The sequence below is a fragment of the Polaromonas sp. OV174 genome (genome assembly GCF_900112285.1).
In the GTDB taxonomy this organism is placed as follows: Bacteria; Pseudomonadota; Gammaproteobacteria; order Burkholderiales; family Burkholderiaceae_C; genus Polaromonas.
Genome location: NZ_FOKZ01000027.1, coordinates 1 through 22539 on the forward strand (window position 1 = coordinate 1; position 22539 = coordinate 22539).

A 22539-nucleotide genomic window follows, 5' to 3' on the forward strand; every position below is an offset into this window, starting at 1 on the left:
AGCAGCCAGAATTAGTGATGCAAGAGGTCTGGGGCGTGTTACTCGCCCATACACTGCTTCGGCGGTGGATGCGTTTGATGGCTGAGCACGTGGGTGTGGCACCACTGAGGATCAGCTTTCATACGGCCAAGCACGCCATCATGGGAGCCTTGAACACCGTGCATCTGGCGCGAGCAGGCACTTTGCCAAAGCACTTGCAACTGCTGCTCGATCAGGCTCGTTACTTTGTGCTGCCGCCGCGCCGCCCTGATCGCAGCTTCCCACGCGAGGTCAAGCGATCCACCCGCAGCAAGTACCCATCAAAAAAATGCCAGTCAGCTCTTAACTGACTGGCATTGACCTCGCGGTGGCTTTTTTGTTGATCTGGCCTGTCTGGCGTTGGTTTTAGGCATGAAATATGCCAAAAGGCCAATGCTGATAAGCGCAGCCAGCTATTAAAAACAGAGCAAAATGCCGCTGTTTCAGTATTCCAGCCGCTCCGGCCTGATCTCCTGCAGTATGGTGGTGGCGATTTCCTCGATCGATTTGGTGGTGGTCGACAACCAGCGTATGCCTTCGCGCCGCATCATGGCTTCGGCCTCATGGATTTCGTCGCGGCAGTTGACCAGGCTGGCGTACTTCGAGTTGGGCCGGCGTTCGTTGCGAATTTGCGCCAGGCGTTCGGGCGCAATCGTCAGGCCGAAAATCTTTTTGCGGTGCGGCACCAGCGCCGGCGGCAGCTGGCGGCGCTCGAAATCTTCCGGGATCAGTGGGTAGTTGGAGGCTTTCAGGCCGTATTGCATGGCCAGGTAAAGCGAAGTGGGGGTTTTGCCGCTGCGGCTGACGCCCACCAGAATCACGTCCGAACCGGCCAGATCGCGGTTGCTCTGGCCGTCGTCATGCGCCAGCGAAAAGTTGATGGCCTCGATGCGGTCGTCATATTCCTTGCTTTTCGAGGCGTCCGAAAAACGCCCGACCCGGTGGTTGGACTTGAGGCCCAGCTCGTTTTCCAGCGGTGCGACAAAGGTGCCGAACATGTCCAGCAGCATGCCTTGGCAGCTGGTCTTGATGACTTCGAGCACCTGCATGTTCGCCAGCGTGGTGAAGACAATCGGCTTGCGGCCTTCCAGCTCGGCGGTGTGGTTGATCTGGCGGACCGCCTGGTGCGCCTTGTCCACGTTGTCGACAAAAGGCAGGCGGACATGGCGCGCCTTGAGCTCGAATTGCGCCAGGATGGCGTTGCCAAAGGTTTCGGCGGTGATGCCGGTGCCGTCGGAGATGAAAAATACGGTGCGTTGGGACATGGTGGGCGCTCAGTACGATAAAAGGCCGGGGCAGACGCAAGGGGCGGCCGCGTTCTACAATTGCGGCAATTATCCAGATTTGTCATGGCATGCCCCGCTTCAACCCCTTAAAACAACAACAAGGTTGCTGGCCGCGCATGCTCAATACCCCAGTTTTTAAACCTCCCGGAGTATTTTCATGTCCCAACTGTTTGAGGCGACCGCCCTGGTCGTGCCTTTTGAAAATCTGAGAATGACAGACGTCGAGGCCGTAGGCGGTAAAAACGCCAGCCTCGGCGAGATGATCTCGCAACTGCCCACCGGGCCCGAGGGCGTTCGCGTTCCCACCGGTTTTGCCACCACGGCCCATGCCTTCCGTGTGTTTCTGGCCCACGACGGGCTGGACAAGAAAATCAATGCCGTGCTCGATGCGCTCGACACCGAGGACGTGCGGGCCCTGGCCACGGCCGGCAGCCAGATCCGTGCGCTGGTCGAAGCGCAACCTTTCCCGGCCGATTTCGAAAAAGCCGTGCGTGAGAGTTTTGCCACGCTGAGCGCCGGCAATGCGCAGGCCAGCTTTGCCGTGCGCTCCTCCGCCACCGCAGAAGACTTGCCCGATGCCTCTTTTGCCGGCCAGCAGGAAACCTTTTTGAATGTGGTCGGCATCGAAGACGTGCTGCACAAGATGAAAGAGGTGTTCGCCTCGCTTTACAACGACCGCGCCATCAGCTACCGCGTGCACCAGGGCTTTGCCCATGCCGACGTGGCCTTGTCGGCCGGCGTGCAGCGCATGGTGCGCAGCGACCTGGGTGCGGCCGGCGTGCTGTTCACCATAGACACCGAAAGCGGTTTTGAAGACGTGGTTTTCATCACCTCCAGCTACGGCCTGGGCGAAACCGTGGTGCAGGGCGCCGTCAATCCCGACGAGTTCTATGTGCACAAGCCCATGCTGAAAGCCGGCAAACGTGCGGTGATCCGCCGCAATCTGGGCTCCAAGCTGCTGCAGATGGAGTTCACGACCGCTGCAGAAAAGCAAGCCAGCGGCAAGCTGGTGAAAACCACCGATGTGCCGGCAGAGCTGCGCAACCGCTATTCCCTGAGCGACGCCGACGTGGAGCAGCTGGCGCGCTACGCCCTGATCATTGAAGCGCATTACGGCCGTCCCATGGACGTGGAGTGGGGCAAAGATGGCACCGATGGCCAGCTCTATATCCTGCAGGCGCGTCCCGAAACCGTGAAAAGCCAGGCCAAGGGCAAGGCCGAGCAGCGCTACAAGCTCAAGGGCACGGGCACCGTGCTGGCCGAAGGCCGGGCGATTGGCCAGAAGATTGGCACCGGCCCGGTTCGCATCGTGCACGATATCAGCGAGATGGACCAGGTCCAGCCCGGCGACGTGCTGGTGACCGACATGACCGACCCGAACTGGGAGCCGGTGATGAAGCGCGCCAGCGCCATCGTTACCAACCGTGGCGGCCGTACTTGCCACGCCGCCATCATTGCGCGCGAGTTGGGTATTCCTGCCGTGGTCGGTTGCGGCGACGCCACCGAGCTGCTGAAAGACGGCATGCTGGTGACCGTGAGCTGCGCCGAAGGCGATACCGGCAATATCTATGACGGCTTGCTGGAAACCGAAGTCACCGAAGTGCAGCGCGGCGAGATGCCGCCGATTGACATCAAGATCATGATGAACGTCGGCAACCCGCAGCTGGCCTTTGACTTCTGCCAGATCCCCAATCAGGGCGTGGGCCTGGCGCGGCTGGAGTTCATCATCAACAACAACATCGGCGTGCACCCCAAGGCGATTCTGGACTACCCGAATGTCGATGCCGATCTGAAAAAGGCCGTGGAAAGCGTGGCCAGAGGCCATGCCTCGCCGCGTGCCTTTTACGTCGACAAGGTGGCCGAAGGCATCGCCACCATTGGCGCGGCCTTCTGGCCCAAGTCGGTGATCGTTCGGCTGTCTGATTTCAAGTCCAACGAGTACCGCAAACTGATTGGCGGCTCGCGCTACGAGCCGGAAGAAGAAAATCCAATGCTGGGCTTTCGCGGTGCGGCGCGCTACGTCAGCGCCGAGTTTGGCGAGGCTTTTGCCATGGAGTGCGAGGCGCTCAAGCGTGTGCGCAACGACATGGGCCTGACCAACGTCGAGGTGATGGTGCCCTTTGTGCGTACCCTGGGCCAGGCCAAGGCCGTGACCGAGTTGCTGGCCCAGCATGGCCTGAAGCGCGGCCAGGATGGTTTGCGCCTCATCATGATGTGCGAAGTGCCCAGCAATGCGGTGCTGGCCGACCAGTTCCTCGAGTACTTTGATGGTTTCTCGATCGGCTCCAACGACCTGACTCAGCTCACGCTGGGTCTGGATCGCGATTCGGGGCTGGAAATCCTGGCCAAGGACTTTGACGAGCGCGACCCAGCGGTCAAGGCTCTTCTGAGCATGGCAATTGCGGCCTGCAAACGCCAGGGCAAGTATGTCGGTATCTGCGGCCAGGGCCCCAGCGACCATCCAGACCTTGCCCAGTGGCTGAAAGAGCAGGGCATAGGCTCGATCTCGCTCAATCCGGACACTGTGATAGATACCTGGAAGCGTCTGGCGAACTGAGTTCGTCAGCAGCGCATTGAGGGAAAACCCCCGGTGCGCCGGGGGTGCGTATCAGGCAATTGGGAGCTTACTCCGATGACAATCGAAGGCAAGCTCCCAATGTCTTTTAGACCTCATGCTCACCCTCGTTCTCGTCGTCAAACTGCTCGCTGAAATCGCCTTGCTGGCGCTGTTGGGCCAGGGCGTGCTTGGCTTGCTGGCGGGCCCGGCGCGTGATCGCAACCCGTTTTATCGCCTGCTTCAGTTGCTGGGCCGCCCTTGGCTCAAGGCGGCGCGCTGGCTTTCACCGCGCATGGTGCTGGAGCGCCATTTGCCGCTGGTGGCTTTCGCTATCTTGCTGCTGATCTGGGCCGGGGCAACGGTGGCCAAGGTCGGCATCTGTCTGCGCATAGGCGTTGCGCTATGCCGGTGAAGTCCTCACTTCAGTCCCGGCTTGCCTATCTTCTTTTGCGGCTCCACGCTATGGCGCTGCTGGCCATCGGCAGGCGTTCACGTGCCTTGTCGGGCTTTGAGCGGATGCTGCGGTGCTGGCCGGCTGATCCTTATGCGCTCGCCAGCCGGGCTCATGTGCAGGTTCAGCTGAATCGATTTGATGAGGCCATCGTCGGCCTGCAGCAGCTTTGCCGCCTCACTGGCCCGGTGCCGCAACAGGCGGTGTCTTGCTTCAATCTGGGCTATGTGCTGCAACTGGCCGGGCGCCATGACGAGGCCGGGCCGGCCTTTCAACAAGCCCTGGCGCTGGATGCCCGCATGGACAGGGCCTGGTATGGCCTGGCTCTGGTGTTGATTGAGCAGCGGCAATTCCCCGAGGCGCTGAAGGCCTTGCAGCAGAACACGGCTTTGCAACCCATGAGTCCCCATGGCTGGTATCGGCTGGCGCAGGTCAGGCTGGCGCTGGGTCAGCCCGACGAGGCCCGCAAAGTGATTGCGCATCTGCGCCGCTTCGAGCCCAGGGTGGCGGCACAACTGGAGCGCGAAACCGGCCTGGGCCAGCCGGCTCGAATGAGCAACGCCAGTGTGGCTGGTGATGCAGCTTACTGACAAACATCGCCGCTATTGGCGTAAAAACCTCGTGGTCACGGCGCTGCTGCTGGTGATCTGGTTTGCCGTCACCTTTGGCGTGGCATTTTTTGCGCGGGCACTGAACTTCACTTTTTTCGGCTGGCCCTTCAGCTTCTGGATAGGCTCGCAAGGCGCCTTGCTGGTCTATTGCCTCATCGTCGGTTTTTATGCCTGGTACATGAACCGTCTTGATATTGAGCATGACGTGGCTGACGGAGACGATTGAACCTGGAGACGGCAGTTGACTGCTCACTCAAAACACACCGTATGTGCATGACATCTTTTGATCTCAAAGCCCTCTTTTTCCTCTTTTGCTTGCATCAGAGCGCTAGGCATCCGGTGATGCCGCCAGCCCACCCCATGACGGCCCACTCGAGCCCGTCCAACTGCCGCCTCTAGGTCATGGCCGGTTTCTTCGGTGCCCGCGACGGTGCCAGGCTCTCAAAACAGCAGTTCAAGAGACAGCTGGATCGCGTCTACCGCTGGTACACGCTGGGCTTTGTGCTGTTCGTGGTCGTGCTGGCCGGCCTGGAGCGCATGGGCCTGCCGCGTACCTGGATAGGTTTGACCTTTTTGTTGGCCACCATAGGTCTATACGCGGGCATAGGGGCCATGAGCCGTACCACCGATGCCACCGAATATTACGTGGCGGGCCGCCGTGTGCCTGCGGTCTACAACGGCATGGCCATAGGCGCCGACTGGATGTCGGCGGCCTCGTTCATCGGCCTGGCGGGCAGCTTGTACCTCACGGGTTACAGCGGCCTGGCCTTCATCATGGGTTGGACCGGCGGCTATTGCCTGGTGGCCCTGGTGCTGGCGCCTTATTTGCGCAAGTTTGGCCAGTTCACCATTCCGGATTTTCTGGGTGAGCGCTACGGCGGCAATCTGCCCCGGCTGATCGGTCTGGCGGCGGCCATTTTGTGTTCCTTCACTTATCTGGTGGCGCAGATTTATGGCGTTGGCTTGATTGCCTCCTATCTCACCGGCATCGCCTTTGAGCTGGGCATTTTCCTGGGCCTGGGCGGCATTTTGGTGTGCTCATTTCTGGGGGGCATGCGCGCGGTGACCTGGACCCAGGTGGCCCAATACATTATTTTGGTGGTGGCGTACCTGATTCCGGTGGTCTGGCTGTCCGTCACGCAGACCGGTGTTCCGGTGCCGCAACTGGTGTACGGCTTTCAGCTGGAAAAGGTCAGCGCCAAGGAAAAAGAGCTGGCCATGGACCCCAAGGAACTGCAGGTCCGCGCGCTCTTTCAGCAGCGTTCCGAGGCTTTGGCCGACAAGATCGCGCATCCGGCAGCCGCCCTGGCGGCGGACAAACTGGTCGCCAGTAAAAAACTGGAGGATTTGAAGGCCAACAATGCTTCTGTGGCAGAGGTGTCGGCCGCGGGCAAGGCGCTGGCGGCACTGCCCAAGAATGAGGCTGCTGCCAGCCAGGCCTGGGCCACCGCCAAGGCCATGGCAGACGTCAAGACCAGGCCGCTCAACGGCATGCCTGCCCACGCGGCCCAGTTTGCCGGTGATCCCGATGGAACGCCGCAGGAAAAAGAGCTTTACGACATCTCACGGCGCAATTTCCTGGCGCTGATTTTCTGCCTCATGGTAGGCACAGCCGCCTTGCCGCACATCCTGATGCGCTATTACACCGTGCCCAGTGTGCGTGAGGCGCGGCAGTCCGTGACCTGGTCCTTATTCTTTATTTTTCTGTTGTATTTCACCGCGCCAGCGCTGGCGGTGCTGGTGAAATATGAAATCTTCACGGTGCTGGTCGGAACGCCGTTTGACCAATTGCCGGCCTGGGTCAATGCCTGGAACAAGATAGACCCGACGCTGCTGTCGGTGGCCGATGTCAACAAGGACAACATCCTGCAGCTCAATGAAATGAGCATAGGCGGCGACATCATCGTGCTGCTCACGCCCGAGCTGGCCGGCTTGCCTTACGTTATCTCGGGACTGGTGGCAGCGGGCGGGCTGGCGGCTGCGCTCTCCACGGCAGATGGCTTGCTGCTGACCATTGCCAATGCGCTGGGTCATGATCTGTATTACAAAATGATAGACCCCAACGCCTCGACCGTGAGCCGGGTCACGGTGTCCAAAATCCTGTTGCTCATCGTGGCCTTGCTGGCGGCCTATGTCGCTGCGCAAAAGCCGGCCGACATCCTGTTTCTGGTTTCGGCGGCGTTTTCCTTTGCCGGCGCTTCATTTTTTCCGGCTCTCAGCCTGGGGATTTTCTGGAAGCGCGCCACCGGCCCTGCGGCAGTGCTGGGCATGGTGGCCGGCTTGGGCGTGACGTCTTACTACATGTTTACCAATCAGCCCTGGCTGCGCGCCACTTTCGGCATCAGCTCACCGGTACAGCTGTGGTGGGGCATAGACCCGATTGCCGCGGGCTTCTTTGGCGTGCCGGTTGGCTTTGCCGTGATCGTGCTGGTGAGCCTGGTGACGCCGCCGCCAGGCCCGAAAATCCAGGAGCTGGTGGAGTACATCCGCTATCCCGATCTGAGAAATTCCTGAGTGCGCCGGGCTTGGGCCTGGGTCGGCTAGTGGCCCTGCACAAAGCGGCAGGCCGCTTCATTTTTATTGGTGTTGCGCTATCTTTCTATGCTGTTCACGGCTGCAACGACCCGAGTGCCTGTGTGATCTGTTCTCGCAGCCAACGCTGGGCCGCAGCGTTTTCCTGGCGCTCGTTCCAGTGGAGCCGGACTTCAAACTCGGGCATCTTCACGGGCAGCTCCTTGATCACCAGCGGTGCGTAGCCGGCGAAGGCGCGAGCCACTCGCGAGGGCAGCGTTGCCAGCACGCCGCCGCTGCTGACCAGGCTGGCGAGGATGGTGAAGTGCGGCGTGATCACCGAAACCTCCCGGGCCACGCCTTGCTCGGCCAGCGCCTGGTCCAGCAGTCGGTGGCCGGAAAAGGGCGACGCGACCACCACATGCTTGGCCGTCACGAAGCGATTCAGCGTCAGCTCCTGCGTAGCCAGCGCATGGTGGGCGCTCATCATGCACACATAGTGCTCGGCGAAGAGCAGGGTGCTGCGCGTGCGCGCGCGCACGGTCGGAAGATTGCCGACCGCCGCATCGATGCGGCCAGCGGCCAGCTCGCCTGCCACCTGATCGACCGGCACCTCAACGATCTCGAGCTTCAGGTTGGGCGCATGGCGCTGCAGATGCCCGAACAAGGGCGGCAGGAACACCAGCCCGCCAATGTCGGACATGGCCACCCGCATCTGGCGTGTTGATCGCAGGGGATCGAAAGCCTGGGCCGACTCCAGGGCGCTGTCGATATGCGTCAGCGCCTCACGAAACTGCTGGCAGATCTGCTCGCCGCGAGGCGTAGGCACCATGGCGCGGGCGCTACGCAGAAAAATCGGGTCGCCGAACAATTCGCGCAGCTTGGCCAGGCCATAGCTCACGGTCGGCTGAGTCAGTGACAGCAGGTCTGCCGCACGCGTGACGCTGCCGCTTTCGTGGATGGCAACGCACACGCGAACCAGATTCAAGTCGATGCGATGAGGGTTCACAAGAGGCAAGGCATTCATATAAGTATCGATGTCATCTATTTGAAACAGTCAAAACATTGATTGGATAACTATAGCGGTCCTGCCTATGCTTTGGGATTGAGATAAAAAATTCAGGAGACATTCACGATGGAGCGTTCATTCAAGGCTGAAGTGCAAAGCCTCTCGCTTGGTGAGGGCGAGACTTTTCACGGCGAAGGCATTCTCGCCGTCACCAAAGCGCTGCTGCAATCCGGCGTGAGCTACATCGGCGGCTACCAAGGCGCGCCGATTTCCCACCTGATGGACGTGCTGGGCGACTCGCGCGAGTTGCTGGGCGGCCTGGGCATCTACTTCGAGAGCAGTGCTTCGGAAGCCGGTGCGGCGGCCATGCTTGGCGCATCTATTCATTACCCGGTGCGCGGCGCGGTGACGTGGAAATCCACCGTCGGCACCAACGTGGCCTCGGATGCGCTGTCCAACCTGGCCTCGTCAGGCGTGAAGGGCGGTGCGCTCGTCATACTGGGTGAAGACTACGGCGAAGGCTCCAGCATCATCCAGGAGCGTACCCATGCCTTTGCCATGAAGTCGCAGATGTGGCTCATGGACCCCCGGCCCAACCTGACCTCCATCGTGAACGCGGTGGAGCGCAGCTTCGAGTTGTCGGAGGCCTCGCAAACGCCGGTGATGATGCAGCTGCGCATCCGCGCCTGCCACGTGTACGGCAGCTTTGTTTGCAAGGACAACAAGGCGCCCCTGATTTCGAGCAAGGCGCCGATCACGAATCCGGTTTTCGACTTCACGAAAATCAACCTGCCGCCTTCGATCTACGAGCACGAGCGCCTCAAGATCGAATCGCGCTGGCCCGCCGCGGTCGACTTCATACGCAGTCGCCAGCTCAACGAAACCTTCGAGGGCGAACACACCGAACTCGGGATCATCGTGCAGGGCGGCTTGTATAACGGTGTTATACGCGCGTTGCAGCAACTGGGATTGGCCGATACCTACGGCAACTCCAAGATTCCGCTGCATGTGCTCAACGTGGTTTACCCACTGGTGCCCGACGAACTGGCGCACTTCTGCGCGCAGCGCAAGGCTGTGCTGATGGTCGAGGAAGGCCAGCCCAATTACATCGAGGACGCGCTGCACGCGCTGCTGCGCAAGGCGCAGATTGCTACGCCGCTGCATGGCAAGGATTTGTTCCCCCTGGCCGGCGAATACTCGGGCGAGGTGCTGCTGCGCGGGATAGGCGCGTATGTAGCGCAGGTGCGGCCGCAGGGGCTGAACGTTGACGAATTGCTGCTCACCCAGCGCGGGCTGACGGAGCTTCGCAAGGAAAGTGCAGAAGCACTGGCGGTGCCCGTGCCTAGCCGCCCACCCGGATTTTGCGTGGGATGCCCGGAGCGTCCGGTATTCGCGGCGATCAAGCTGATCCAGAAAGAACTGGGCAATGTGCATGTCAATGCAGATATCGGCTGCCACACCTTCGGCACGCTGGCGCCCTTCAATGTCGGCAGCACGGTGCTGGGTTACGGCCTGGGTCTGGCCAGCTCTTCGGGCATAGGCCCGCTGATGGGAGGCCGGGTGCTGAGCATCATGGGTGATGGCGGCTTCTGGCACAACGGCTTTACCAGCGGTGTGGTCAATGCGGCCTACAACGGCCAGGACTCGGTGCTGGTGATCCTGAAGAACGGCTACACCTCGGCCACTGGCACGCAGGCGATTCCGTCTTCGCCCAGCCAACCCGCCAACCATGCGCTGACGCTGGACATCGAGGCGGCCCTGCGTGGCGTGGGCGTGACGTGGATAGAGACGGTGCCTAGCTACAACGTGGCCGACATGATGGGCGTGCTGAAGAAGGCCATGACCACCGAAGTGGGCGGCCTCAAGGTCATCATCGCCGATGGAGAATGCCAGCTCGAACGGCAGCGCCGCATCAAGCCCGTGGTGGCCAAGCGCCTGAAGGAAGGCAAGCGTGAGGTGCGCACGCGCTTTGGCATCGATGACGACGTCTGCACCGGCGACCACTCCTGTATCCGCCTGTCGGGCTGCCCGTCGCTCACGGTCAAGCCCAACCCTAGCGCCTTGCGCACCGACCCGGTGGCCACGGTCAACCAGGGCTGCGTGGGCTGCGGCCTGTGCGGTGAGAACGTGCATGCGGCGACGCTGTGCCCCTCGTTCTACAAGGCAGAAATCATCCAGAACGCAAGCCGCTGGGAACGCTGGCTTTACCGCATGCGCTCCAGCGTGATTGGCATGCTGGCCGGCAAGGCCCGCAGCTCAGAAGAAGAAAGTCTTACAGCATGAAGCAGTTTCAACCCATCTCTATTTTGGTCGCGGCCCTCGGCGGCGAAGGCGGCGGCGTGCTGGCGGACTGGGTCATCTCGGCCGCGGCACACCATGACTTTCCGGTGCAGAGCACCTCGGTGCCGGGCGTGGCCCAGCGCACCGGTGCCACTACCTACTACCTGGAAGTGCTGCCGGTGCCGCGCAGCGAGCTCAATGGCCGTGAGCCAGTGTTTTCGCTCACGCCGACGCCGGGCAGTCTGGACATCGTGGCGGCATCGGAGCTGATCGAGGCCGGGCGCGTGCTGCAAGGCGGCTACGTGCATGCCAAACGCACCACGCTCATCGCCTCCACCCATCGCGAATACGCCATTGCCGAGAAGATGGCCATGGGCGACGGCCGCTTCGATACCCGGCGGCTGAGCGACGCGGCGAACAAGATGGCGCAGCGTGCCTTTCTGTTCGACATGCGCGCGCTTGCATGGCAGCACGGCTGCGTGATCAACACCTTGATGTTCGGCGCCATGGCGGGTTCTGGCGTGTTGCCTTTCTCGCGCGAAGCCTGCGAGAACGCCATTCGGGAATCCGGCAAGTCGGTGGAGGCCAGCCTGCGCGGCTTTGCCGCCGGTTTTGAGCATGTCACGCGTGGCCCGGTCGATGCTGCGCCGGCCGTGCCGCACAAGGCGACGCGCCACCCGCAACGCGTGCAGCGGCTTCCCGCACCGGTGCAGGCACTGGCCGGTGCCGGCGCCCGGCACACTGCGGATTTTCAGAACGCGAAGTACGCCGACCTGTACCTGGACCGCTGTGAAAGCGTGATCGCACTCGAAGCCGAGCAGCACGCGAGCGCCATGCCGGTGTCGTGTGAAACTGCGCGCTACCTTGCCTTGTGGATGGGCTATGAAGACGTGATCCGCGTGGCCGACCTGAAGACGCGCCGGGACCGGCTGGCCCGTGTGCGGCGCGAGGTGTCGGCCAAACAAGGCGAACCGCTGCGTCTGACCGAATATCTCAAGCCGGGACTCGATGAAATTTGTTCCGTGCTGCCAACCGGCCTCGCCGGCTGGATGCGCAAGCGCTACAAGGGCCGCGAGAACGCGCTCAGCGTCGGCCTGCACATGCGCACCGATACGGTGAGTGGCTTTTTGCTGCTGTGCGCCCTGCGTTCCCTGCGTCCGTGGCGACCGCGCAGCTCGCGCTACGCCGTCGAGCAGCAGATGATGGAGCGCTGGCTTGCCGCCATACGCCGTGCCATGGTGCGCGCACCGGGGCTGGCGCATGAACTGGCGCTGTGCGGCAACCTGGTGAAGGGCTACGGCGAGACCAGCGAGCGTGGGCACCGCAATCTTGGCGCGATTCTTTCCGATTTCGAAGGCCGTCAGCCCATCGATTTTGAAGCCCATGAGGCCCGTGTGCGCGAAGCACGCATTGCCGCGCTGGCCGATCCGGAGGGGCGCACGCTGGCCCAGTCGCTGGGCCTGCCGCCGCCCCCACCCAAGGTTCACCCCATACGGATAGTCCGCCGGACGCGAGGCGTCTGATGCTGCTCAATATCGAAGATTTCCGGCGCCAGGCCAGGAAAAACCTGCCTCGCTTTGTGTTCGACTATGTCGAGGGCGCTGCCGAGGACGAGCGTTGCCGCGATCGCAACGGCGCCAATCTCCAAGCCTTGCAATTGGTTCCGACTTGCCTGCGCGATACCAGCACGATTGACACTTCGCTCACCGTTTTCGGCCAGCGCTGGAATGCGCCCCTTGGCGTGGCGCCTGTCGGGTTCTGCGGCCTGGTCCATCCGCAAGGCGACAAGTTTCTGGCGCGCGCAGCGGCTTCTCGGGGTTTGCCCTTTGTGCTCTCGACGGCCTCCAATACCCGGCTGGAGGCGGTGCGGGAAGCGGCCCCTAAGGGCCTGCAGTGGATGCAGCTCTATGTGATGAGCGATCGCGCCATCGCAGAGCAATTGATCCGGCGCGCGCGCGAAGCCAACTACGGCGCTCTGGTGCTTACGGTCGACGTGCCGGTCAGCGGCTATCGCGAACGCGATGTCCGTAATGGCTTCAAGCTGCCGTTTCGGCCGACGCTGCGCACGTTGGCCAACCTGGCCTGCCATCCTGCCTGGCTGCTTCGTGTGGCCCGTTACGGTATGCCGAGCTTCGTCAATCTCGCCGAGTCGCAAGAGGCCGCTGCCTCGGCGCAGGTGCAGGCCGCGCTACTGGCTCGTGCGATGGACAGGCGCCTGGTGTGGGAGAGCCTGGCCTGGATTCGAAGCCTCTGGGATGGCCCTTTGCTGATCAAGGGTCTTTTACATGCCGACGATGCGGCCAGAGCGCTGAACCACGGCGTGGACGGCCTGATCGTGTCCAATCATGGCGGCCGTCAGCTCGACGCCGCCGTGGCCACCATAGACGCGCTGCCGGCGATTGCCGACAAGGTCGGCGCACGTGTGCCGGTTTTTGTCGATAGTGGTTTCAGACGCGGCAGCGATATCGCCAAGGCGCTGGCCCTTGGCGCCTCGGCAGTGTTCGTCGGCCGGCCGGCCGTCTACGGCATGGCCTGCGGCGGTGAAGCCGGTGCGCGCGCGGTCTTGCAGCTGCTGAGCGACGAGCTGGAGCGCACCATGACCTTGCTGGGAGCGGCCACCCTGAGTGACATAGCACCTCACCACCTGTTCGCCGGATCGACGCCTTCATTTGCTTGGAGTCCTACCTAAGCGACCTGCTGATCACGCACCTCGAGCCCCATGCCAAATGACGGTGAAAAAAGCTTGGGTTCGAGGCGAGTTACCTCCCTTGAAGGGCGATTTTGCGCTCCACCCCTTGTCCGGGCTATAATCTTGGGCTTCGCCTTGCTGCACCCTTAACGACGCTGGGGCAGCTTTCAATTAACCAAAAGGAGAGTTTATGCGTCACTACGAGATCGTCTTGCTGATCCATCCGGATCAAAGCGAGCAAGTCCCAGCCATGCTGGAGCGTTACAAGGGCATGATTACCGCCGGTGGTGGCACCGTGCATCGTGTTGAAGATTGGGGCCGTCGCCAGCTGGTGTACCTGATCCAGAAGCTCGCCAAAGCCCATTACCTCTGCATCAACATCGAAGCCAGCCAGGCCGTGATGGAAGAAATTGAACACGCGTTCAAGTTCAACGATGCTGTGCTGCGCCACCTGACCGTGGTCAAGAAAAAGGCTGAAACCGGCCCGTCCCTCATGATGCGCAACGTCGAGAGGGAAGAAGCCCGTAAAACCCAACAGCAGGAGTTTGCGGCTTAATTCGCCACAACGCTGTTGAACGCCTCGCTGCTGCATCAATGCAACTGAGCATGACTTGTAGTGAACCACGTTGAACTGACCGCCTGTATCGCTGAGCTGAGTGCTCTTCGCTACACGCCCGCTGGAATCCCCGCCGCCAATTTCGTTCTCGAACACGAGTCCGAGGTGCTTGAGTCGGGTGTTCTCAGGAAGGTCAAGTTGACGCTAAGAGCTGTTGCTTTCGGAATGCTGGCTGAACAAACCGTTCAGCTGCCCCTAGGCAATGCTTTCAGGTTCACCGGGTTTCTCATCAATGCACGCACCAGCAAAAGCGTTGTTTTTCATATTCAAGTAATCGATCAAGTACTGAACCCCATTTAAGGAGTCCACCATGGCCGGACCAAAACGTTTTAACAAAGACAAGCGCCCTAAGCGCAATACCCAATCCCTGCTGTTCAAGCGCAAGCGTTTTTGCCGCTTCACGGCTGCTGGCGTTGAAGAAATCGACTACAAAGACATCGACACCCTGCGCGATTTCGTAGCCGAAAACGGAAAAATCATCCCCGCACGCCTGACCGGCACGCGCGCGATTTTCCAGCGTCAAGTCAACACCGCCGTCAAGCGCGCTCGCTTCCTCGCGATGCTGCCTTACAGCGACCAGCACCGCACCCTGTAAGGAGTACACGACCATGCAAATTATTCTGCTCGACAAAGTCGTGAACCTGGGCAACCTGGGCGAGATCGTCAAAGTTAAAGACGGTTATGCACGCAACTTCCTGATCCCTTCCGGCCGCGCCCGTCGCGCTACCGCAGTGGCTATCAAGGAATTCGAAGTCAAACGCGCTGAACTGGAAAAAGCAGCCGCAGCCAAGCTGGCTGAAATGCAAGCTCAAGGCGAAAAGCTCGGCGGTACCACCGTCAAGCTGACGCAAAAGGCTGGCGTTGACGGCCGTCTGTTCGGTTCGGTGACCAACCATGACATCGCTCAAGAAGTGACCAAGCAAGGCTTCGCGGTTGCCAAAGCGCAAATCCGCCTGCCTAACGGTCCACTGAAGACCGTGGGCGACCACGCTGTCAGCGTGGCACTGCACACCGACGTGGTGGTTGACATCACGGTCACGGTCTACGGCGAAACCGCCTAAATCGGGATTGTCCTGTCTTAAAAAGCCGCTCCCAGGAGCGGCTTTTTTCATGGCGCAGTGGTTTGGGCGGGTTATGCACATGTTCAGAGGGTATTTCCACCAGATTTCCCCCGCTTGTCCACAGACTTGTCCCCCGGCGGCCCTGGCATGTCGGCGTAGTATTTAGCACTCTCTCAGGAATCCCATGTCCGCCCTAGCTCCCACCTTTGACGACCCCGCTTACAGCCCCGACCGGCAGATTGCCCAGCTGCGCATTCCACCGCACTCGATTGAAGGCGAGTCCAGCGTTCTGGGTGGCCTGCTGCTTGACAACAGCGCCTGGGACCGCGTCGGTGATCTGCTGACGGATCTGGACTTCTACCGCCATGAGCATCAGCTGATTTTTTCCGCCGTGGGCGGGCTGATCAATGCCTCCAAGCCGGCAGACATCATCACGGTCTACGAGCGCCTGCAAAGCCTGGGCAAGGCCGATGAAATCGGCGGCCTGAGCTACCTCAATGCGCTGGCTCAGTACGTGCCCAGTGCCGCCAATATTCGCCGTTATGCCGAAATCGTTCGCGAGCGCTCCATCCTGCGCAAGCTGGTCGCCGCCTCCGACGAGATTGCCACCAACGCTTTCAACCCCAAGGGCAAGGCCGTCTCCGCCATCCTGGACGAAGCCGAACAGAAAATCTTCAATATCGGCGAGCAGGGCTCGCGCGCGCAGCAGGGTTTTCAGAGCATGGACACCCTGGTGGTGGACTTGCTGGACCGCGTCACCGAGATGTCGGAAAACCCCAACGACGTGACCGGCGTGCCGACCGGCTTTGTTGACCTGGACAAGATGACTTCCGGGCTGCAGGCCGGCGACCTGGTGATTCTGGCGGCGCGTCCGTCCATGGGCAAAACCGCGCTCGCCATCAACATCGCCGAGCATGTCGCCCTCAACGAAGGCCTGCCGGTGGCCGTGTTTTCCATGGAAATGGGCGCCTCCCAGCTGGCTGTGCGTATCGTCGGTTCGATTGGCCGGATTGACCAGGGCAATCTGCGCACCGGCAAACTCACCGATGCGGAGTGGCCGCGCCTGACCGAGGCGATTGAAAAGCTCAGAACCATCTCGTTGCACATCGACGAAACCGCCGGTCTCACGGTGAGCGAGTTACGCGCCAATGCCCGGCGCCTGGCGCGCCAGTGCGGCAAGCTGGGCCTGATCGTGGTCGACTACCTGCAGCTGATGAGCGTGTCCACCGCCATGGGCGACGAGAACCGCGCCACCGCCGTCGGCGAAATCTCGCGTGGCCTGAAGATGCTGGCCAAGGAGTTGCAGTGCCCGGTGATTGCGCTGTCGCAGCTAAGCCGCGGTGTGGAGGCCCGTACCGACAAGCGCCCCATGATGAGCGATTTGCGCGAGTCCGGCGCCATCGAGCAGGATGCCGACATCATCATGTTCATCTACCGCGACGAGTACTACACCAAAGAGGCTTGCAAGGAGCCGGGTGTGGCCGAGGTCATCATCAGCAAGCAGCGTAACGGCCCGACCGGAACCGTGAAACTGGCCTTCATGAACCGCATCACCAAGTTTGAAAGCCTGGCGGCCGGTTGGAGCAGCGGCGGCGGCGATTATTAAGAGACGAGCCAGGCCGGAGCGGGCCAGCTTCCCCATTAGCTCAGTCCCAGCGCCTTGAAGGCCCTCAGCGCCGCATAAGCATCATTGGCGGCGTAGAGTATCTGGGCTTCCGACAGCCGCTCATTGGCCCAGTTGGATGTCGTCGCCTTCCTGGACTTGAAGAAGCGCTTGTTGAACAACACCGCCACGGCACCGCGCACCCCCATGTCCTTGCGGTAGCCGCGCTCTCTGAACACGTGGTTGAGGTCCAGCACGCCTTGTGGATCGACACCGAGTTTGCTGATGATGCGCCGACGGTCGTCGCCCAGACCAAAGCCGGCCTTGATGATGGCGGGCGACTCCAGCACTTGCGCCACGGCGCGCCGGCAGTCGGCGTCCTGCAGCTGGAAAATCCAGGCTTTGTCTAGCGTGGCGAGCTGCACGATGTGCGGGCCGTCGGAGGCCTCGTTTTTGGCAAAAGTGGGTTTGGACTCGGTGTCAAAGCCCAGGGCGCTGACACCGGCCAGTTCCTGCAGCGCGCTGGCGGCTTGCTGCGCTGTCGCGATGACTTCGATCTGCTTGAGTTCCAGACGGTCAAAAGGCTCCAGCAAGGCAATCTCTTCTTTGCCTGGGGTTGAATGGCGCTCGGTCATAGGCTTTCGTGCATGAAAATAGACCCAGAGCTTACAGCCTGCCGCTCTCCCCGAGCCTAACCACGGACAACATCACCCATCATGGCCACCGAACAGAGCATCACCACCGACGACTACAAGTTGTTTCCCTCGCCGCGCAACCAGCATCGCACGATTTTTCTGTATCAGGTGTTTGTGCCTTACCCCTACATGTTGATCGACCTGGAAAGCTATAACTTCAAGGGCAAGTACAGCCTGTTTGCGGCCTGCCGCCTGGCGGACATGAAAATGGGCCAAGTGGTGACGCTGGAGCTGCCCGAGGACGAAGAGCGCTTCAAGACCAGGTTTGTCCCCGATTAAGCATGAAAAGTGCCACTAGCCCTTGTGGGGCGGGCGAGTCAAGCTATTTAATTGATAGTGATTCAGAGCTGCGCCGCCAGCCGCGTGCCTTGGTCAATCGCACGCTTGGCATCGAGCTCGCTGGCCTCGTCGGCACCGCCTATCAGGTGGGTGCTGATGCCGGCGGCGCGCAGGGGCTCCAGCAGCTCGCGCAGGGGCTCCTGGCCGGCGCAGAGCACGATGTTGTCGAAGGCCAGCACCGCGGCGTCCTGACGCTTGGCGCCGAAGCTGATGAACAGGCTTAGGGCCGAGCCGCCGTCAGGGCTGTCGCCAATGCGCTCGTAGTTCACGCCCGAGAGCATTTCCACGTTTTTCATCTTCAGCGCCGTGCGGTGAATCCAGCCCGTGGTTTTGCCCAGACCGGCGCCCAGCTTGCCGGGCTTGCGCTGCAGCAGGGTGACCTGACGCGCCGCGGGCGTGCTGACAGGGCGCACCACGCCGCCGCGCACCTCGCCCGGGTCAGCCACGCCCCATTCGGCCAGCCAGGCCGGCAGGTCCAGCGCTGTGGAATGGCCGGGCTGGTTCACCAGAAATTCGGCAACGTCAAAGCCTATGCCGCCCGCGCCTATCAGCGCCACGCGCTGGCCCACCGCTTGGCGGCCCAGCAGCACGTCGATATAGCTCAGCACCTTGGGGTGTTCCTGGCCGGGGATGCGCGGGTTGCGCGGCGTGACGCCGGTGGCCAGAATGATTTCGTCAAATTTCTGCCCCAGCAGATCGGCGGCCTGGACGCGGGTATTCAGGCGCAGCTTGACGCCCGAGCGTTCAATGCGCTGGCCGAAGTAGCGCAGGGTCTCATTGAATTCTTCCTTGCCGGGCACGCGCCTGGCCAGGTTGAACTGGCCGCCAATCTGTGCGGCGGCGTCGTACAGCGTCACGTCGTGGCCGCGCTGCGCCAGGTTGGTGGCGGCGGCCAGGCCGGCGGGGCCGGCGCCGACCACGGCAATGCGTTTTCGGGCCAGGGCGAAATTAATGATCAGTTCGGTTTCGTGCGCGGCGCGCGGGTTGACCAGGCAGCTGGCCAGCTGGGCCTTGAAGGCGTGGTCCAGGCAGGCCTGGTTGCAGGCGATGCAGGTGTTGATGTCCTGGCTGCGGCCTTGCGCCGCCTTGTTGACGAACTCCGGGTCGGCCAGAAAGGGCCTGGCCAGGCTGACCATGTCGGCGCAGCCATCGGCCAGCACCTGCTCGGCAACCTCGGGCATATTGAGCCGGTTGCTGGTGATGACGGGAATGGTCAGGCCGGCGGCACGCAGCTCGGTGCGCAGCTTTTTCGTCACCCAGGTGAAGGCGCCGCGCGGCACCGAGGTGGCAATGGTGGGTACGCGGGCCTCGTGCCAGCCAATGCCGCTGTTGATCAGGGTGGCGCCAGCGGCCTCCACGGCCTTGGCCAGCAACACCACTTCCTCCCAGCTGCTGCCGCCCGGAATCAGGTCGATGATGGACAGGCGGTAAATCAGGATGAAGTCGGGGCCGAGGGCTTCGCGGGTGCGCCGCACGATTTCTATGGCCAGGCGCATGCGGTTGGCGTAGCTGCCGCCCCAGTCGTCGGTGCGCTGGTTGGTGTGGGTGACGAGGAACTGGTTGATGAAATAGCCTTCGCTGCCCATGATCTCGACGCCGTCGTAGCCGGCCTCGCGCGCCAGCAGGGCGCAGCGTATGAAGGCGCGGATCTGGCGTTCTATGCCGGCCACACTCAATTCACGCGGCGTGAAGGGCGAGATCGGGCTCTGGATGCGCGACGGTGCGACGCAAAAAGGGTGGTAGCCGTAGCGGCCGGTGTGCAGGATTTGCAGGGCAATCTTGCCGCCTTCGGCGTGGACGGCGCTGGTGACCTGCTTGTGGCGCCGCGCCGCGCCGGTGCTGGCCAGCATGCCGGCAAAGGGCTTGGTCCAGCCGGCGATATTGGGGGCAAAGCCGCCCGTCACCATCAGGCCGACGCCGCCGCGTGCGCGCTCGGCAAAATAGGCCGCCATGGCCGGGAAGTGCTTGCGCCCGTCCTCCAGCCCGGTGTGCATGCTGCCCATCAGCACCCGGTTTTTCAGCCGGGTAAAGCCCAGGTCCAGCGGGGCCAATAGATGCGGATAAGGGGAGGGAGTTGTCACGTGCAGGTCTCCGGGGCGAAGTTGCCTGCATGGTAGCCGCAATGCCGGGGCCGGCGTGAGGCCGCCAGCAATCTAGTCGACAAGCTCTAGCGCGCCCGCGGGAAAACCCCGGGGCGGCTCCCGGTTGGTTATTTACTATGAATTCAATAGCTGCTTGCGCCCGTGGTTGTTGCGCTAGCGGCTTATTTTGATTGAATTTGCGGCTTCGGCCACGAGCGCCGGGCCTTTGTAGATCAGGCCGGTGTAAATCTGCACCACATCGGCGCCGGCCTTGATTTTGGAGACGGCGTCCGCACCGCTCAAGATGCCGCCCACGCCGATGATGGGAAAGCCTTTGCCCAGGGCGGCGCGCAGCTGGGCTATCACGCGGTTGCTGGCAGCCAGCACCGGTGCGCCGCTCAGGCCACCGGCTTCTTCGGCATGGCGCAGGCCCTTGACGGCGTCACGGCTCAGCGTGGTGTTGGTGGCGACCACGCCGTCCATGGCGTGGCGTTTCAAGGTGGCGGCAATCACCTCGACCTGGGCGTCATCCAGGTCGGGCGCGATCTTGACGAAGATAGGCACGCGCTTGCCGTGTTGGCCGGCCAGGGTTTTGCGGCGCTCGGCAATGCGGCCCAGCAGGGCGTCCAGCGCTTCGTCGCTTTGCAGGGCGCGCAGGTTTTTGGTGTTGGGGCTGGAGATGTTGACGGTGACGTAGTCGGCATGCGGATACACGCCGTCCAGGCAGATCAGGTAATCGTCAACCGCATTTTCAATTGGCGTGGCGGCATTTTTGCCGATGTTCAGGCCCAGCAGCAGCGGGCTTTTGCTGCCTTGCTGGCGCACGGCGGACTTGCGCACATTGGCCAGGAAGGCGTCCAGGCCCTCGTTGTTAAAGCCCAGGCGATTGATCAGCGCGTTGGCCTCGGGCAGGCGGAACATGCGCGGCTTGGGGTTGCCGGGCTGGGCCTTGGGCGTGACGGTGCCGACCTCGACAAAGCCAAAACCCATGGCGGCCAGTCCGTCGATGCAGCGGGCGTTCTTGTCCAAGCCGGCCGCCATGCCGACGCGGTTGGGAAAGCTCAGCCCGGCCAGCTCGATAGGATCGCTGACCCGAGTTGTGCAATAGGCCATGGCCAGCGGCGTACCCTGGGTGCGCGCCAGCGAAGCCATGGTCAGTTCGTGGGCGGTTTCGGGGTCTAGCCCGAACAAAAATGGGCGAGCCAAAGCGTAGGGAAGCAGGGACATTGGATAATTCGGACTGATTGCAGTGGATGGTGCGGGCCGGACAGACTCCCGGGTCCGCGAGACATGAGCGCTGATTGTCGCAAAAACCGATTCCTCTATTTCCAACCCTTCAAAGCACCTTATGACTCAAGACGAACTCAAAACCCTGGTCGGTCAGGCCGCCCTGCATTACGTCGAAGCCGGCAGCATCGTCGGCGTTGGCACCGGCTCCACCGTCAACAAATTCATCGACGCGCTGGCCAGCATGAAGGACAGCATCAAAGGTGCGGTTTCCAGCTCGGTGGCTTCCACCGAGCGTCTGCAGGCGCTGGGCATCAAGGTGTTTGACGCCACCGAAGTGGACGAGCTGGGCGTGTACATCGACGGTGCCGACGAGATCGATCACGCCGGCTACATGGTCAAGGGCGGCGGCGCGGCGCTGACGCGCGAAAAAATCGTTGCCGCCCAGTCGCGCAAATTTGTCTGCATCGCCGACGAGAGCAAGCTGGTGGATGCCTTGGGCAGCTTTCCCCTGCCGGTGGAAGTGATTCCCATGGCCGCCAAGCGCATTGCACGCCAGTTTGCCGCCATGGGCGGAACCGCGGTGCTGCGGCAAAAGGACGGCGCCCCGCTGGTGACCGACAACGGTCAGCACATCCTGGATGTGACGGGTTTGAAGATTGCCGATCCACTGGCCTTTGAGTCGCAGGTCAACCAGTGGCCTGGCGTGGTGACGGTGGGCGTCTTCGCCTTCCAAAAGGCCAGCGTCTGCCTGCTGGGTACGGCCGCAGGCGTCAAGACGCTGGTGTTTTAGGCTTTAAACCAGGCGCTTGAAGCGCTGGCTAGAACTTGATGCCCGCCGGATTGTCGTTGGGCACAACTGCCGGCCGGGCTGGCCTGGCCGTCGTGGTAGCGGTGCTTGCTGCCGTGGCGCCGGCGGGAGCGGCCACCGCCACGGCCACCAGCGGTGTGGCTGCGGGCTGGCGATAGCTGGCCGGCAGCACCGAGGCGGTGGGGTAGCCGGCCGCGTTCAGGAACTGCGTCCACTCGGAATCAGAGAAGCCCTTGAGTTGCTGACCGCCAATGGTCAGAAAAGGCAATGAGTTGTCACCGCTGATGCGTTGAAGTGCCTGGGCATCTTCATGGGTGCTCACCGTTTTTTCAGTAAAAGGAATGCCTCGGCTGACCAGCATGGAACGGCCGACACCGCAGGGACCGCAGTTCTCGCCGCTGTACAAGGTGACCGGGTATTTGCTGGCAATCTGTCGCAGCTCAAAGGGCAGGCCGGCAGTGGCCGCGCCGCCGGCCGAAGCGGCTGGGGCGTTGCTGACTTGGGCATGGCTGGCGGGAGGTGGTTGCTGATCGGAAAAGGTCACCTTGCCGTCGGCCCCGACGATGCGGTAAACCTTTTGCGCATGCGCCAGGGGTGAGGCCAGGCTGCCGGCAAGCAGCAGCAAGGCCAGCAAGCCTTGGGGAGCGAAGAATTTAACAGCGTTTGAACTCATGAGTTTTCCAGTCAGTCTCGC

The 22539-nt window shown here is 62.0% G+C and carries 21 protein-coding genes and 1 pseudogene; 16 read left to right on the forward strand and 6 right to left on the reverse strand.

The annotated features are described in order from the left end of the window. A pseudogene (locus BM160_RS18800) lies at positions 1 to 329 on the forward strand (DDE transposase); the annotation flags it as partial. A 132-nt stretch (positions 330 to 461) separates the two neighbouring features. Here BM160_RS18800 and BM160_RS18805 read toward each other — a convergent pair. Beyond that, positions 462 to 1283 (reverse strand): posphoenolpyruvate synthetase regulatory kinase/phosphorylase PpsR, encoded by an 822-nt coding sequence (locus tag BM160_RS18805; RefSeq protein WP_092007708.1) that lies wholly within the window; start codon positions 1281 to 1283, stop codon positions 462 to 464. Positions 1284 to 1461: 178 nt separating this feature from the next. On the opposite strand from BM160_RS18805, the gene ppsA reads away from it, so the two are divergent. The 5 genes from ppsA (at position 1462) to BM160_RS18830 (ending at position 7437) form a co-directional block, all read left to right on the forward strand. Beyond that, positions 1462 to 3861 carry a phosphoenolpyruvate synthase gene (gene ppsA / locus BM160_RS18810; protein WP_092007709.1) on the forward strand — a complete coding sequence of 800 codons (2400 nt, stop codon included), beginning with the start codon at positions 1462 to 1464 and terminating at the stop codon, positions 3859 to 3861. A gap of 115 nt (positions 3862 to 3976) precedes the next feature. Beyond that, entirely contained in the window at positions 3977 to 4273 is a 297-nt protein-coding gene (locus BM160_RS18815) for a hypothetical protein (protein WP_092007710.1), read from the forward strand. Between the two features lie 35 nt (positions 4274 to 4308). Then, the gene (locus BM160_RS18820; protein ID WP_255369003.1) at positions 4309 to 4902 is read left to right on the forward strand and encodes a tetratricopeptide repeat protein; all 594 of its coding nucleotides are present in this window, start codon (positions 4309 to 4311) and stop codon (positions 4900 to 4902) included. Next, complete coding sequence (locus tag BM160_RS18825) at positions 4889 to 5149, forward strand: DUF4212 domain-containing protein (RefSeq protein ID WP_092007742.1); 261 nt, start codon at positions 4889 to 4891, stop codon at positions 5147 to 5149. The genes BM160_RS18820 and BM160_RS18825 overlap by 14 nt, the downstream gene beginning before the upstream one ends. 176 nt (positions 5150 to 5325) lie before the next feature. Then, positions 5326 to 7437: a sodium:solute symporter family protein gene (locus BM160_RS18830; RefSeq protein ID WP_092007712.1), complete on the forward strand. Its 2112-nt coding sequence runs from the start codon at positions 5326 to 5328 to the stop codon at positions 7435 to 7437. Positions 7438 to 7531: 94 nt separating this feature from the next. Here the strand turns inward: BM160_RS18830 and BM160_RS18835 are convergent, their stop codons facing one another. Next, on the reverse strand, positions 7532 to 8461 hold the full coding sequence (locus tag BM160_RS18835) for a LysR family transcriptional regulator (RefSeq protein ID WP_092007713.1): 930 nt from the start codon (positions 8459 to 8461) through the stop codon (positions 7532 to 7534). Positions 8462 to 8569: 108 nt separating this feature from the next. Here BM160_RS18835 and BM160_RS18840 point away from each other — a divergent pair, with 108 nt between their 5' ends. The 8 genes from BM160_RS18840 to dnaB all read left to right on the forward strand — a co-directional run bounded on the left by BM160_RS18840 (position 8570) and on the right by dnaB (position 16695). Then, positions 8570 to 10726: a thiamine pyrophosphate-dependent enzyme gene (locus BM160_RS18840; RefSeq protein ID WP_092007714.1), complete on the forward strand. Its 2157-nt coding sequence runs from the start codon at positions 8570 to 8572 to the stop codon at positions 10724 to 10726. Beyond that, entirely contained in the window at positions 10723 to 12246 is a 1524-nt protein-coding gene (locus BM160_RS18845) for an indolepyruvate oxidoreductase subunit beta family protein (RefSeq protein WP_092007715.1), read from the forward strand. Before BM160_RS18840 ends, BM160_RS18845 begins: the two co-directional genes overlap by 4 nt. Beyond that, complete coding sequence (locus BM160_RS18850; protein ID WP_092007716.1) at positions 12246 to 13412, forward strand: alpha-hydroxy acid oxidase; 1167 nt, start codon at positions 12246 to 12248, stop codon at positions 13410 to 13412. The genes BM160_RS18845 and BM160_RS18850 overlap by 1 nt, the downstream gene beginning before the upstream one ends. A gap of 190 nt (positions 13413 to 13602) precedes the next feature. Next, positions 13603 to 13968 (forward strand): 30S ribosomal protein S6, encoded by a 366-nt coding sequence (rpsF, locus tag BM160_RS18855; RefSeq protein ID WP_011801780.1) that lies wholly within the window; start codon positions 13603 to 13605, stop codon positions 13966 to 13968. A 60-nt stretch (positions 13969 to 14028) separates the two neighbouring features. Continuing rightward, on the forward strand, positions 14029 to 14328 hold the full coding sequence (priB, locus tag BM160_RS18860; protein ID WP_092007717.1) for a primosomal replication protein N: 300 nt from the start codon (positions 14029 to 14031) through the stop codon (positions 14326 to 14328). A gap of 10 nt (positions 14329 to 14338) precedes the next feature. After that, complete coding sequence (gene rpsR / locus BM160_RS18865; RefSeq protein ID WP_092007718.1) at positions 14339 to 14623, forward strand: 30S ribosomal protein S18; 285 nt, start codon at positions 14339 to 14341, stop codon at positions 14621 to 14623. Positions 14624 to 14636: 13 nt separating this feature from the next. Next, positions 14637 to 15089, forward strand: a complete 453-nt coding sequence (gene rplI / locus BM160_RS18870) for a 50S ribosomal protein L9 (protein WP_092007719.1) — start codon at positions 14637 to 14639, stop codon at positions 15087 to 15089. Positions 15090 to 15273: 184 nt separating this feature from the next. Then, positions 15274 to 16695 carry a replicative DNA helicase gene (dnaB, locus tag BM160_RS18875; protein WP_092007720.1) on the forward strand — a complete coding sequence of 474 codons (1422 nt, stop codon included), beginning with the start codon at positions 15274 to 15276 and terminating at the stop codon, positions 16693 to 16695. Positions 16696 to 16730: 35 nt separating this feature from the next. Here the strand turns inward: dnaB and BM160_RS18880 are convergent, their stop codons facing one another. Continuing rightward, complete coding sequence (locus BM160_RS18880) at positions 16731 to 17327, reverse strand: 3'-5' exonuclease (RefSeq protein WP_092007721.1); 597 nt, start codon at positions 17325 to 17327, stop codon at positions 16731 to 16733. Positions 17328 to 17408: 81 nt separating this feature from the next. Here BM160_RS18880 and BM160_RS18885 point away from each other — a divergent pair, with 81 nt between their 5' ends. Further along, the gene (locus BM160_RS18885; RefSeq protein ID WP_092007722.1) at positions 17409 to 17666 is read left to right on the forward strand and encodes a hypothetical protein; all 258 of its coding nucleotides are present in this window, start codon (positions 17409 to 17411) and stop codon (positions 17664 to 17666) included. A gap of 62 nt (positions 17667 to 17728) precedes the next feature. Here BM160_RS18885 and BM160_RS18890 read toward each other — a convergent pair whose 3' ends face one another. Both BM160_RS18890 and BM160_RS18895 read right to left on the reverse strand, forming a co-directional pair. Then, complete coding sequence (locus BM160_RS18890; RefSeq protein WP_255369004.1) at positions 17729 to 19729, reverse strand: FAD-dependent oxidoreductase; 2001 nt, start codon at positions 19727 to 19729, stop codon at positions 17729 to 17731. A gap of 252 nt (positions 19730 to 19981) precedes the next feature. Then, a complete protein-coding gene (locus BM160_RS18895) occupies positions 19982 to 21034 on the reverse strand; it encodes a quinone-dependent dihydroorotate dehydrogenase (protein ID WP_092007723.1) in 1053 nt (350 codons plus the stop codon). Positions 21035 to 21155: 121 nt separating this feature from the next. On the opposite strand from BM160_RS18895, the gene rpiA reads away from it, so the two are divergent. Then, entirely contained in the window at positions 21156 to 21827 is a 672-nt protein-coding gene (gene rpiA, locus BM160_RS18900) for a ribose-5-phosphate isomerase RpiA (protein WP_092007724.1), read from the forward strand. A 28-nt stretch (positions 21828 to 21855) separates the two neighbouring features. Here rpiA and BM160_RS18905 read toward each other — a convergent pair whose 3' ends face one another. Then, on the reverse strand, positions 21856 to 22518 hold the full coding sequence (locus BM160_RS18905; protein ID WP_092007725.1) for a glutaredoxin family protein: 663 nt from the start codon (positions 22516 to 22518) through the stop codon (positions 21856 to 21858). Positions 22519 to 22539 lie beyond the last annotated feature (21 nt).